The following is a 12,059-nucleotide window of genomic DNA, read 5'->3' as shown; positions in this document are numbered from 1 at the left end:
AAGGAGATCGCGGACATGATCACCCATGACCTGCTGCAGGCCATCATGCCCCTGGCCAAGCCGGATAACTGCCGGCGCTTTTCCGGCCCCCTGGCCGTCGCTGCCGCCGAATTCGATATCACCACCCCCCGCCAGATCGCCGCGTGGCTGGCCCAATTGGCCCATGAAAGCGTCCAGCTTGGGCGCTTGACCGAAAACCTGAACTACTCGGCCACGGGCTTGCTGGGGAACTTCAAGAAGTACTTCAGCGAGGAGGAGGCGTACTCCTTCGCCCACCGGCCGGAAGCCATCGCCAACCGTGTCTACGCCAACCGCATGGGCAATGGCCCCGAGGCCGGTGGCGACGGCTGGAAATTCCGGGGGCGCGGCCTGATCCAGATCACCGGCCGGGAGAATTACCGCCTGTGCGGCTCGGCGCTGGCCCTGGATCTGCTGGCCCATCCCGAAGCGCTGGAGCAGGACGAGCCCGCCGCCCGCTCGGCCGGATGGTTCTGGTGGCAGCGTGGGCTCAACGCGCTGGCGGATCGCGACGACGTCGAGGGCATCACGCGCCGCATCAATGGCGGAACCAAAGGCCTGGCCGAGCGCAAGGCCTTCCATGCCCGTGCCCTCAAGGCGCTGGGACTGACCGAGGAGGTGGGGTGATGAGTTTCGTCGATGATGCCCTGGGGGTCCTGGGAAAGGTCGCCCCGACCATCGCCACCATGATCGGTGGTCCCTTCGCCGGCGCCGCTGTGACGGCCATCGAGACGGCCTTGGGGCTCGATCCTACGGGCGATAAGGATGCGGCCCTCAAGGCGGTGGCGCAGGCCTCTCCCGAGCAATTGCTGGCTCTCAAGTCCGAGGACCACCGGCACGCCGAGGCAATGAACAAACTCGGCCTCGATCGTGAGGCCTTGGCTGTCCAGGACCGCAACAGCGCCCGCGCCAGGGCCCAGGCCATGAATGACAAATCGCCTGTCTGGATCGGAGCCCTGATCCTCGTCGTCTGGGCGACCATCAATGGCTACCTGCTGGTCACCCCCTTTCCGCCGGTGATCGCCCCCGAGCTGACGGGGCGAATCCTGGGAATGATCGACGCCGCCACCATGGCCTTCCTGTACTGGATCTATGGAGGATCCTCGACTGGGGACCGGTTGGCTGCCAAGTCTGGATGAACATCAAAGCCCCTTCTCCGGTTTCGGCCGGGGAGGGGGCTTTTTTGCGTTTGTGGGGTGGATGCTATTTCCGATCTGTCAGGCGGTCGATCAAATCAGCCCAGTCCTGCATCATAACGCGGCGTTCAGGAAGATAGAGAGCGTGGTTGTATGCTGCCCGGACGCCGCGTTGAGCATGCGCCAGTTGCGCTTCGATGTGATCTGATGGATAGCCCAGCTCATGGAGGGCTGTCGAGGCGGTGGAGCGGAATCCATGCCCCGAGAACTGTCCACCAAAACCCATGCGCTCCAAGGCGCGGTTGATGGTGGTGATTGTCATGCATGTGCCGCCGGTGCGGAGGTTCGGGAAGAGGAATTTCTGTCCGCCGGTGATCGTTCTAAGCTCGGTCAGCAAGTCCACCGCTTGGCTGGCCAGCGGAACGATATGCTGCCGGCGCATTTTCATCCTTTCCTTGGGAATCAGCCATGTCGGTCCGCCGAGACCGAATCGCTCTCCATCCAAGTCGATCTCGTCCCATTTTGCCTGCCTCAGTTCGCCAGTGCGGGTGAAGGTCAGCAGCAGCAGATGCATGGCCGTCTTGGTTGGAAGATAGCCACCGTAGGTATCCATCTTCTCCAGCAGCGCCGGGATCTGTTCCCGTGTGAGGTGAGGGTGGTGACGGACTGGCTTGCGCCGGAGCGCCCCCTGCAAAGCGCTGGTTGGGTCGAAATCCGCTCTTAGGGTCGCCACGGCATAACGAAAAACGGAGGAGCACCGCTGCCTGGCCAGCAGGGCGATGGATGTTGCATCCCTGGACTCGATCTTCCGCAGTATCGCCAGAATGTCGGCGGCGGTAACCGCACGGATAGGCCGTTCCCCGATTTCTGGGTAAACGTCCATCTCGAACACAGACTGAAGTTGTCTGGCGTAGCCCTCAGTCCATCCCGCCTTGTTTTGAGAAATCCACTCGGCGGCCACCGCTTTAAATGTCTCGGCCGCGCCGGCTGCGGCCAAGCGGCGGTCTAACTCTCGCGCGGCGGTGGGATTTATACCTGCCTTGATCTTTTCCCGCGCCCAATCTCGCTGCGCGCGGGCTTCGGCCAGGGTGATGGCTGGATATTCGCCGATGGTAAAAACAGATTCTTTTCCAGGCGGCAGTTCGAAGCGATATCTCCAGAATTTCGTCCCGGCCGGCCTGACCTCAAGGTACAGGCCTTTGCCATCCGGGATACGGTATGAACGCTCCGCGGGCTTCGCCTGACGTGCCTTGGTGTCTGTGATCGGCATGACCGGGTAACGCTCCCCCAGGATTCCGGTTACCCGGTTTCTTACCCGGTTTTCTGCCGGATGGGGAAGGCTGAAAATGGATGGTGCCGGAAGACAGATTTTGAGGAAGTGGCGGAAACGCGTGTTTGATCGGAGGTTGGAAGGCTACGACGCATTCCAATCATGTTTATCGATCAGAAGGAACATCGGCATCACGCCTTGAGGAATTCCGAAGGCGGAAGAATGCAGAGGCGGCCTTGGCGCGTCAAGCTTGGCACACGCCGTTTGACGGATTCCACGGGCAGGTTAGCATGATGGTGAAACGCAAGCACCGGAACGCCATGCTCGACACCATCCTTCTTCTGACGGGAGAGGCCGAACGCCCGGTCCTGGCCGAGGCGCTGCGCCGCGCCGAACCGGGACTTCGGGTGGTGGCGGCGGGCTCGGTCGGAGACCTGCCGATCGATCTCTCCACCGCCCGTCTGATCGCCTTCGTCTTCCCCGAGATCGTGCCGGGCGGCGTGCTGGAGCGGCTGGGATACGGCGCCTACAATTTTCATCCCGGTCCGCCGGACTATCCCGGCTGGTGTCCTTCCGCCTTCGCCCTTCATGACGGAGCGGCCACGTTCGGGGCCGTGCTGCACGAAATGACCGCCAGGGTCGATTCCGGGACCATCTGCGACGTGGAGAGCTTCGCCATTCCGGCCGAGTGTGATCTGCAAGGGCTGGAAAGCCTGGCCTACGCCGCCTGCTTGCGGCTGTTCGAGCGCTGGGCCGAGGCCCTGGTCTCGCCCCTGAAGCCGCCGCGCCTGCCGCTGAAATGGGGAGCACGGAAGTGTACGCGCAAGCTTTTCGCGGAGCTGGCCCAGGTGCCGGAGGATGCCTCGGAGGAGGAGAGGCGGAGAAGGGTGAGGGCGTTCGGAAGCAGGGCTCTTGACACATAATTAGAAAATGCTAATATTTAGGGCGTAGGAATTAGCTTCAGGTGCCTCCATGCTTCGCTTCGATATCGCTCCGGTCTGCTCCAACGCCTATCGTTTCCAGGCGGCCATGAGCTTCGGCATCGCCGCCCTCTACCTGTTCACGCCGTACCAGTGGGTGGCGTTCCTGCTGGCGTTCGGCGGCGTGCTGCGCGGTTTCGTCTCGCCGCACAAATGCCTGTCCTACCGCCTGTTCGCAACGATCACCGACAGGCTGGGCTGGAAGCATCCGGTCAACGCCGGGTCCAAGATGTTCGCCGACAAGATCGCCGCCATCGCCGGCAGCGTCATGGCGGTGTCGTGGCTGATGGGCTCGGAGATCGGCGCCATTCCGGCCACCGCCATCCTGATCTTCGCCTTCATCGACCTGGCCACCGGCTTCTGCGCCGCCTGCTGGGCCTATGGTTTCTGGTACAAGCTGCGTTCGGCCTGATCCGGCGCCGTTCCAAGACAAAGCCCGATGAGTTTTCTCATCGGGCTTTGTCGTTACAGCAGCCCCATTGCCTTGAAGCTGCAATGGCCCTTGCGGCCCACCACCACGTGGTCGTGCAGCTGAATTCCCACCGCTCCCAGCGCATCCTTGACGGCACGGGTCATGTCGATGTCGGCCTTGGACGGCTTGGGGTCGCCGCTGGGGTGATTGTGGACCATGATGTAGACGACGTATCTACACATACCCCAAATAGCCTATTTGATGGGCCAGCATGAGAAGTGCTGGCCCATTTTGTTTGCTTAGAAGGAGATTGTCGCAATTGCCTTCCAAGTCACGCAGCTTGCTATATAGAAGCATAACTTAATATCAAATTTAGCAATCCAAGTGAGAAGCAGGGCAAGAATGCGACAAGGTGCCGAAATAGAAATATCTCTCAATGTATAGATTTTCCGCCATTTTGACAACAAGGCGCACAGGAGGTAGTATTTCGTGAGGTTTCATTAAGCACTTGAGGTCGCCATGCCGTTTCTTCACATCCCGTCTCTTGGCAATCGCCGCGAACACCCTCGCCTGGGCGCACCGACCTTCGCGGGCGTCACCGTCTCCCCGGCACTTCCCGCCGCCGTCGAGTTCTTCCGGGCCGCCGGTCTGCTGCGGGCCACCATCACCGGCGAGGAGGCCATCAAACTGATCGTCGCGGAGATCGCCGCTGCGACCAGCGTGGTGGTGGCCGTCACCTCTCAGACCCAGGCCGCCATCGCCCAGGCCACCAAGCTGGTCGAGGAAGCCACCAAGCTGGCGTCCATGCCGGTCATGGGTGACGAGCGGAAAACCATCACCGGCTTCGGCACCATCGTCGCGGACGCCATGCGGGCCACCGGCATTCCTGCCGAAGCGTCGTCACCGATCACCTACCTGAAGTCGGTTCTGCCCCTGGCCCACGGCCTGGACCTCAAGGCCATCGAGAGCGCCCTGACCGACTTCGACCACGCCCAGGCTACCCATGAGGACGCCATGGCGAAGCTCCAGGCCGCCCACGCCAAGCTGCAGGAGCTGGCCGCCAAGGCGGACGACGGCCCCAGTCGCGACAAGATGGCAAAGCTGAAGGCCAGCATCGGCTTCCAGCGTCGGCTGCCTCAGATCGTCGAGGAGCTGACCGCTGGCCGCGAACAGGTGGCCGCCGTCCTGGCCCAGATCGACCGCGCCTTGGGCGCCCTGTCGGAGTGCGGCGCATGAGCAGCGTGAAGCATGGCGTCACCATCAAGACGCCCAGCGGTCGCTTCCTGACCCCCGCCGGTCGTGCCGCCGTCCGTCTGGAAGTCGGCATCTGGGGCCGGTCCTCAAAAGAGGTGGCCGAGATGTATGGTGTGACCCGCCAGCGGGTCGAGCGCCTGAGTGTCGGTATCCCCAGCTTCTTGAAGGAAGGCGCGGCGATGACCGACGTTATCGCCGCCGCTCGCGCCTGCTGGAAGCGGGAGGACGGACGCCAGGGCTCCGAAGCCGCCTGGACGCTCGTTCTTCTCGATGCCCTGGCCCTCCTCGTCGGCGATGACCGACTGTCCAGCAGCACCCTCCTGAATAACGCGGTGCGTGGTGCTGCTGCTGCCATTGCCACGGTGATGGAGGCCCAGCATGCCGGTTGATTTCCAGCGCCTCACACAGCTCCGCGACCGCGCCCAGAGCGCCCGCTGCGACGATCACACCGTCCTGTCCGATTCCGAGGTGGACGAACTGATTGGCCTGGAGCGGCAACACGCCGCCGAACAGGCAGAAATCCGAGCCACGGCCCGGTGGGAGGCTGAACAGCGACAGGCCGAGGTCGAGCGGCAGCAACGCCGTGCCGCCAACGCCACGCCGTACAGCCGCCCGTCGTCTCGACCGGGCCGTGGCTTGGACCTGATCGCCAAGGGCCTGGGCCATGCCTGACGAAGGGCATCAGCAAGCCCAGGCCCCCTCTATTTCCGAGCCGCCCCGACGCGAATACGTCGGGGCGTATTTTGCATCGTGGGATGACGACGAGGACGAAGGGCTGGGAGCGGGAAACCAGTACCAGTGCGACAGCATGGGCGTCTATCGGCGATGACCACGACCTCGCCCACCTCCCGGATCGGACTGGATGGCCTCGACACCGACATGGTTTCCCGCATCGAGCGGGGCCAGTTGACGCAGGCCGAGGCCGCCCGGCTGCTGGGCGTTTCCAAGCAAGCCGTTTCCAAGGCTTTGAAGGCCCGAAAGGGCAAGGCAGCTACAACCCCAGCGCCCGCACCGGCCAAGGCCCTTCCAGCCCCGGCGGAACGCGCTCCAGAGTCCCAGCCGCAGCCTGGGGCCGCTTCGCCTCGATTGCCGCCCGAATGGGGAACCCCGGAAGAAGCGGAGCGATTTGCCATATCCTCCGGGGCGGCATGGCGGGGATTGGCGACCAATTACGTTGCCATGATTTCCGAGGTCAACGCCTACATGGCCGCCAATCGCGGGAAGATCGCGCCGGTCGCTATGGGCGGATTGGGCAGGGTGTTGCGCGAGGCCGAGGAGGGTCTTCGCCGTCTTGGGATGCTGGCCCCGGTCGGTGGGGACCGGGAAGATGGTAAGCCCGCCGAGCTTCACGTCCGCGTCCTCAGCCAGGGCGAAGAAGAGCAAATCCGCACTGATATTGCCGAGCAGGCTGGCGAGGGGCTGGCCGAAGTACCCGACGACACCCCGCCAGCCGCGCCGCCCCCGGCCACTCCCCAGCGCCCTGTCGCCCTGATCGACCGGCTGCCCGAGGCCCAGGGCTTCGAGCAATGGGTTGCTGCCCAGACCCACTTGAAGGGCGCTGCATGGTTGCGCCAGGTCGTCGCCGCCCTCGGCGGGCAGACCGCCCACGGCAAGGATCAATTGGCATCGGAGTTAATGCGACTCACTTGCGGCGACCCCCAGCGTCTCCAGCACCTCGTAGGAGAGCCTGCATGATCACCGACGAACGACACCTCTGGTCGGCGGTCATCGCCCAGGCCGTCAAGGACGCCCGAGGCGAGGCATCGATCCCTGACACACCTCAGTTGAGGTGAGCGCCACTCACTACCGCATGTACATGGGCGATTGCCTCGGCCCTGGACAGCCTGCGATTAAAGGCCATGGCCGCCTTGACGGCGACCTCTACGGCAAGAGGGTCGTTATCGGGGTGCTCATCCATCCCGATAGCCAGGGCCTGGATGATAATTTCGGCGAGACCGGCGTCCAGGCAGACTTCGCTCATGGGCGGTTCTTATCCGCTTCCTCGGCCACGACAGGAGCCACCTCCTCCGCACTCGGCTTAATTGTCTTCGACGGGCTGCCCGTGCCGTCATCAGCAAAGAGGCTGCTCTGAAGGTACTGGATCACGGTTCTTACTGCGGGCACGTCTTTCACGTTTTTGTGGCAGACCAAATAAAATGGTAGATAGCAGCGAAAGCCATCAATCTCCAGCAGTTCCACGCCATCCTCACGGTCAAGGACGCCGACCGGCTGCAAACTCAGGCCGATGCCCATCTTAGACACCAGAGCAGAGATGATCGAGGACGAGGTTCGGTAGATCACCATCGGATGGGCCTCAAGCATTTCTGCCCATAGCCTCATACTGCCCACCTTGTGATAGTGAAAGGGCTGCGTCACCACCGGAAAATTCCGCACGTCGAGAAGCGATATCGGTCGCCCCCATTCCGCCAGAAAAGCGGAAGTACACATGGGGGCAAGCTCCATCACTGACTGCTGGAGTACGACTACATCCAAGTCCGAGGGAAACCGATACATCACGGTGATGTCGGCCTCTCGGCTGCTGAGATCTACCTCGGCCCCAAACTCGACCACCTGAATATCCAAGGTGATATTCGGATGCTCACGGTGAAAGCGCTGGAGCCGCCGAGGTAGCCAGTACCCAGCCATAGCGTCGGTCATGGCAACGCGAACCCGCCCCCTCGACCTAGTTGTAGGCGTTATGATGCCGTCCGCCGCCCGACCGGCTAACCGCTCCATCTCCTCTGCGATCTGACACAGTTCCTCGCCGGACGGGGTTAGCGAAATCCCGGATTTTGTCCGCACCACTAGCTTGGCCCCGACCTCTTGCTCCAGCCGGTCGATCTTCTTCCCTATCGTCGGCTGAGTCATGCCGAGCTTCTCCTCGGCCCTGCGGAAAGCTCCTGCCCGCGCCGTTTCTAGCAGAACTCGTAGCAACTCCCAATCGTTGATCGACATGCTGGTGATAGACAACCTTATCAGAGGAGCTAAAACTGTGAATTATCCAATTCGGCTGCTGTAGCTAGAATTAGCGCCAGTAATGCTGATGGAGCAACCTCAATGGCAAGCAGAATTACCGTTCACATTGCCAGAACTTTCGACGAGCTTATCAAATCAATTGCGCTCCGCGCCATAGTATATGTCGGTGAGAGTGGATGGCGCTTTCATGAAGACTGGGACGGGAACGATTTTGCTGGAACGCATATGTATGCTTGCGTTGATGGCGAACCGGCAGGAAGTCTTCGTATTCGCTACTTCGGCGACTTCGCCAAGTGCGAGCGCTTGGCCGTTCTCCCCAAGTACCGAAACTCGCGGTTCGGCGGTCGCGGCGTTGCATTTGAGCTGTGCAATGCTGGTATCGACTTTTGCCTGAAGAAGGGGTTTACCAAGTTCTATGGCCACGCCCTGGAAGAGCGGGTTTCATTCTGGAGCAAGATCGGGCGCGGCGGCATGAAGCCCATTCCTGGGGCGGAGATCGAGTTTGGCGGCCGCAAGATTATTCCCATGTACGGGGAGCTTCCTCCCGACCCCGGTGCCATCACCGCAACCAGCGGTCACTACGTGATCGTTCGTCCCGAGGGCAAATGGGACAAACCCGGATACTGGGAACAACTCAATGAACATGCAGGTGAGAGCACCCACACAGCCGTCGCAGCTGAGTAGCCAGATCATTGATGATTAGGGGGAAAGCACATGAACGAGATGGTGGCGGCGAAGCAGGTCTATCTGCTGTCGGCAAGGGCGCGACTGGCCGAGGCCAAGACACTGCTTGATCACGCGGGGGTTCCCACCGGTGATCACAGCAAGACCTTGATTGACGGGGCCGACCTCGCGATTTCGGAACTCCAGAATGGTGGAACCTTTCATCAGAGCGACGGATAGCCGTCGTCCCTGATGGACCACCAAGAACGTGACGGTCGCCGCAACCGGGATGTGATGCTGACGGGTGGATGAAGCTGTAGGCAGTCCCTTCACCAAACGCGGGAGACCGGCTAGACTGCGGCTGCATTCATATAGGGGGACTTTCAATGGCCTATACCGCCGACATCAGCCGCGCAAATCCGACCTGCTTCCTCTTCGTTATCGACCAGAGTGGGTCGATGGACGAGAAGATGGACTCGGGCAAGAGCAAGGCCGAGTTCGTCGCGGACGTGCTCAACAAGACCCTGTACCAACTGATCATCCGCAGCACGCGGGCTGACGGTGTTCGCAACTACTTCGATGTTGGGGTCATCTCCTACGGCGGTGAAGGCGTCGGCTGCGGTTTCCGTGGGGGCCTGAGCGGTAACATCATCCACCCCCTGTCCGCCGTCGAGGCCAACGTTCTCCGCGTGGACGAGCGGACGAAGAAGGTCAGCGACGGGGCCGGCGGCTTGGTCGAGCAGTCGGTGAAGTTCCCGATCTGGTTCGAGCCGGTGAACAACGGCGGCACGCCGATGTGCGAGGCGATGCGGAAGACTGCTGAGGTGTTGGTTGAGTGGTGCGACGGGCACCAGGCCAGCTACCCACCCACCATCATCCACGTCACCGACGGTCAGTCCACCGACGGCGACCCCTCTCAGATTGCCGAGTCCTTGAAGCTCATCTCGACGCAGGACGGGCAGTGCTTGCTGTTCAATCTTCACATCGCCACCACCGAGGGGTCGGCGATCCTGTTCCCGTCGTCTGAGGGCGGCCTTCCCGACGAGCACTCGCGAATGCTGTTCCGCATGTCCAGCGGCTTCCCACCGCACCTCGTCGCCGCCGCCAAGGCCAAGGGGCACAACGTTAGCAGCGAGGCCAAGTTCTTCGGCTACAAGGCCAACATCGAGGAAATCGTGGACTTCTTCGAGATCGGCACGCAGGCATCGAACCTCCGCTAACCCGATCAAGAGGCTGGCGTGATGCGGGTCTGGTTCGGAGCTAAGGTGCCGAAGGTCGCTTCCGAACCAGGGCTCAACGAGGACGCCCTGAACGCGAAGCACTATCGCGGCCTGTTCGCTGTCAGCGACGGCGCCACGGAGTCCTATAGCTCCGCCGCCTGGGCGCGCACGCTCGTCAATCGGTTCGTGGACAACGCCGATGTAGAGCCAGCCTGGGTGATGGCGGCGATCAAGGAGTACAACAGCCACTTCAACCGCAAGACCATGACGTGGAGCCAAGAAGCCGCCTTCGACCGTGGCTCCTTCGCGACCCTCCTCGGTGCCCAAATCGCCGGTGATCGTGTTCGGATTCTCGGCATTGGCGACTCGCTGGCCGTGCTGGCTGCGGGCGGACGGATGGTTACCTCGTTCCCCTACGACAACCCCGAACAGTTCCGTGCTCGCCCTCTGCTCCTCTCGACCATCTTCGAGAAGAACGCCTTGTTAATGGCGCCGGGCGCGGTCAAGCGGCTGACCGCCGAATGGTCCCTCAAGGGCATGAAGGGTGCCGCCATCCTGATGATGACCGACGCGCTGGGCGCGTGGCTCCTCGGCGACCCGGCCTCCCGCCTGCCCAAGCTCCTAGCGTTGCCGTCCAGGACCGCGTTCGCGGCGCTGGTCGAAGGCGAGCGAGCCGCAGGCACCATGCGGCGGGACGACACCACGTTGATGATCGTGGGGTAGGGCGATGGGCTACCCGGCAATCGACAAGTACAACGAGGCGGTCCAGAAGCCCCAAGTCGCCTTTCTCGATCCAGTCCTCCAGCGTGGTCAGGTCGCGTCCAACGCCTTCGGCCTTCCCATCGCATTGGGTGGCGGGTTCGCCCTGACCTACACGGTGACCAGCGGCGGCAAGAAGTACGCCGTCCGCTGCTTCCACAAGGAGGCGAAGGGCCTTCAGGACCGCTACTCGAAGATCAGCTCGACACTCTCCTCGCTGCCCAGCGGCCATTTCGTCGGCTTCCAGTACCAGCCGCAGGGTGTTCGCGTTGACGGCACCCCGTATCCCGTCGTGCGGATGGACTGGGCCGAGGGCGAGACCCTCGGTATCTGGCTGGAGAGCAACTACAAGAACAAGGCTGCCATCACCAAGTTGATAGCCAGCTTCCGCAGCCTGGAGCAGTTCCTGCGGGACAAGGGCATTGCCCACGGCGACCTGCAGAATGGTAACGTCCTCGTGGATGGCGGCACCGTCCGGCTGATCGACTACGACGGCCTGTTCGTACCCGGCCTCCCGACTGGCCAGGGGAACGAACTCGGGCACAAGCACTTCCAGCACCCCAAGCGGCTGGGAACCGACTTCGGCCCCCAGATGGATCGCTTCTCCTTCATCGCCATTGACCTGAGCTTGCGGGCACTGGTCGAGAAGCCAGCCCTTTTCGAGCGCCACTCCAACGGCGAGAACATCCTGTTCTCGGCTGCGGACTACCTTGACCCGGCATCTTCGGCGGTGTTCGCTGACGTCCGCGCCATTCCCGGCCTACTGCAGGACGCGGACGGCTTCGCACGCATCTGCCGGGCGCCGATTGCCAACGTGCCATCCCTCAGCGACTTCCTGGCTGGCCGGAACATCCCCGCGACCGTCATCGCGTTCCCCGCTCCGGGGCAACGACCGACGGCGACCGGCCCGGCGATCTACGTCGGCGCCTACGACGTCATCGACGCCCGAGACTACATGGCCGCCTTACGCCGTGTCGGCGACCGTGTGGAACTGGTGGGCCAGATAGTCGAGGTGAAGGAGGACAAGACCAAGTACGGGCGGCCCTACGTCTTCATTAACTTCGGCCCCTGGCGGGGCGAGATCGTCAAGCTCTCGATCTGGTCCGACGGATTGAAGAAGCTGACCAGCAAGCCCAACCAGTCGTGGGTCGGTAAGTGGATCGCCGTCTCCGGCCTCCTGGAGCCGCCCTTCGAGAGCAAGCGATACCACTACTCCCACATCAGCATCACCATCGAGGAAGCGAACCAGTACCGCTTCATTGATGCCGTCGAAGCCCAACGGCGCCTGCACTCCATCGGCAAGAGCGCAGGCGCCACGCCCTCCGCCCACGGCGGCAACCAAGCTATCTTGGCGACGTTGAAGGGAGGCGG

General features: G+C 62.4%; 17 protein-coding genes. 13 read left to right on the top strand and 4 right to left on the bottom strand.

Going from position 1 to position 12,059, the window contains the following annotated elements:
* The first annotated feature begins 15 nt into the window (after positions 1 to 15).
* Both ACV4UZ_RS19550 and ACV4UZ_RS19545 read left to right on the top strand, forming a co-directional pair.
* Positions 16 to 645 (top strand): glycoside hydrolase family 19 protein, encoded by a 630-nt coding sequence (locus ACV4UZ_RS19550; protein ID WP_491602461.1) that lies wholly within the window; start codon positions 16 to 18, stop codon positions 643 to 645.
* Positions 645 to 1,157, top strand: coding sequence for a hypothetical protein (locus tag ACV4UZ_RS19545; protein WP_491602460.1), 513 nt, complete (start codon positions 645 to 647; stop codon positions 1,155 to 1,157). The genes ACV4UZ_RS19550 and ACV4UZ_RS19545 overlap by 1 nt, the downstream gene beginning before the upstream one ends.
* A 64-nt stretch (positions 1,158 to 1,221) precedes the next feature.
* Here ACV4UZ_RS19545 and ACV4UZ_RS19540 read toward each other — a convergent pair whose 3' ends face one another.
* Complete coding sequence (locus ACV4UZ_RS19540; protein WP_491602459.1) at positions 1,222 to 2,424, bottom strand: tyrosine-type recombinase/integrase; 1,203 nt, start codon at positions 2,422 to 2,424, stop codon at positions 1,222 to 1,224.
* A gap of 290 nt (positions 2,425 to 2,714) precedes the next feature.
* Here ACV4UZ_RS19540 and ACV4UZ_RS19535 point away from each other — a divergent pair, with 290 nt between their 5' ends.
* Both ACV4UZ_RS19535 and ACV4UZ_RS19530 read left to right on the top strand, forming a co-directional pair.
* Positions 2,715 to 3,347: a formyl transferase gene (locus tag ACV4UZ_RS19535; RefSeq protein ID WP_491602458.1), complete on the top strand. Its 633-nt coding sequence runs from the start codon at positions 2,715 to 2,717 to the stop codon at positions 3,345 to 3,347.
* A 49-nt stretch (positions 3,348 to 3,396) separates the two neighbouring features.
* Positions 3,397 to 3,816, top strand: a complete 420-nt coding sequence (locus tag ACV4UZ_RS19530; RefSeq protein WP_491602457.1) for a DUF4395 family protein — start codon at positions 3,397 to 3,399, stop codon at positions 3,814 to 3,816.
* Positions 3,817 to 3,869: 53 nt separating this feature from the next.
* Here the strand turns inward: ACV4UZ_RS19530 and ACV4UZ_RS19525 are convergent, their stop codons facing one another.
* A complete protein-coding gene (locus tag ACV4UZ_RS19525) occupies positions 3,870 to 4,058 on the bottom strand; it encodes a JAB domain-containing protein (RefSeq protein ID WP_491602456.1) in 189 nt (62 codons plus the stop codon).
* 277 nt (positions 4,059 to 4,335) lie between these two features.
* On the opposite strand from ACV4UZ_RS19525, the gene ACV4UZ_RS19520 reads away from it, so the two are divergent.
* The 4 genes from ACV4UZ_RS19520 (at position 4,336) to ACV4UZ_RS19505 (ending at position 6,765) form a co-directional block, all read left to right on the top strand.
* Positions 4,336 to 5,052 carry a hypothetical protein gene (locus ACV4UZ_RS19520; protein ID WP_491602455.1) on the top strand — a complete coding sequence of 239 codons (717 nt, stop codon included), beginning with the start codon at positions 4,336 to 4,338 and terminating at the stop codon, positions 5,050 to 5,052.
* A complete protein-coding gene (locus ACV4UZ_RS19515) occupies positions 5,049 to 5,459 on the top strand; it encodes a hypothetical protein (protein WP_491602454.1) in 411 nt (136 codons plus the stop codon). Before ACV4UZ_RS19520 ends, ACV4UZ_RS19515 begins: the two co-directional genes overlap by 4 nt.
* On the top strand, positions 5,449 to 5,742 hold the full coding sequence (locus tag ACV4UZ_RS19510) for a hypothetical protein (protein WP_491602453.1): 294 nt from the start codon (positions 5,449 to 5,451) through the stop codon (positions 5,740 to 5,742). Before ACV4UZ_RS19515 ends, ACV4UZ_RS19510 begins: the two co-directional genes overlap by 11 nt.
* A gap of 153 nt (positions 5,743 to 5,895) precedes the next feature.
* Positions 5,896 to 6,765 (top strand): hypothetical protein, encoded by an 870-nt coding sequence (locus tag ACV4UZ_RS19505; protein ID WP_491602452.1) that lies wholly within the window; start codon positions 5,896 to 5,898, stop codon positions 6,763 to 6,765.
* 85 nt (positions 6,766 to 6,850) lie between these two features.
* Here the strand turns inward: ACV4UZ_RS19505 and ACV4UZ_RS19500 are convergent, their stop codons facing one another.
* Entirely contained in the window at positions 6,851 to 7,051 is a 201-nt protein-coding gene (locus ACV4UZ_RS19500) for a hypothetical protein (RefSeq protein WP_491602451.1), read from the bottom strand.
* Positions 7,048 to 8,025 carry a LysR family transcriptional regulator gene (locus ACV4UZ_RS19495; protein ID WP_491602450.1) on the bottom strand — a complete coding sequence of 326 codons (978 nt, stop codon included), beginning with the start codon at positions 8,023 to 8,025 and terminating at the stop codon, positions 7,048 to 7,050. Before ACV4UZ_RS19495 ends, ACV4UZ_RS19500 begins: the two co-directional genes overlap by 4 nt.
* Positions 8,026 to 8,127: 102 nt before the next feature.
* Between ACV4UZ_RS19495 and ACV4UZ_RS19490 the strand changes: the two genes are divergently transcribed.
* The 5 genes from ACV4UZ_RS19490 to ACV4UZ_RS19470 all read left to right on the top strand — a co-directional run.
* Positions 8,128 to 8,730 carry a GNAT family N-acetyltransferase gene (locus ACV4UZ_RS19490; RefSeq protein WP_491602449.1) on the top strand — a complete coding sequence of 201 codons (603 nt, stop codon included), beginning with the start codon at positions 8,128 to 8,130 and terminating at the stop codon, positions 8,728 to 8,730.
* 30 nt (positions 8,731 to 8,760) lie between these two features.
* Positions 8,761 to 8,949: a hypothetical protein gene (locus tag ACV4UZ_RS19485; protein ID WP_491602448.1), complete on the top strand. Its 189-nt coding sequence runs from the start codon at positions 8,761 to 8,763 to the stop codon at positions 8,947 to 8,949.
* A gap of 146 nt (positions 8,950 to 9,095) precedes the next feature.
* A complete protein-coding gene (locus ACV4UZ_RS19480) occupies positions 9,096 to 9,929 on the top strand; it encodes a vWA domain-containing protein (RefSeq protein WP_491602447.1) in 834 nt (277 codons plus the stop codon).
* A gap of 21 nt (positions 9,930 to 9,950) precedes the next feature.
* Positions 9,951 to 10,652: a PP2C family serine/threonine-protein phosphatase gene (locus ACV4UZ_RS19475; protein ID WP_491602446.1), complete on the top strand. Its 702-nt coding sequence runs from the start codon at positions 9,951 to 9,953 to the stop codon at positions 10,650 to 10,652.
* 4 nt (positions 10,653 to 10,656) lie between these two features.
* On the top strand, positions 10,657 to 12,059 hold a 1,403-nt coding region (locus tag ACV4UZ_RS19470), incomplete at its 3' end, for a protein kinase family protein (protein ID WP_491602445.1).

The organism is Paramagnetospirillum sp. (assembly GCF_058402745.1).
This window is presented reverse-complemented; position numbering and strand designations above follow the sequence as displayed.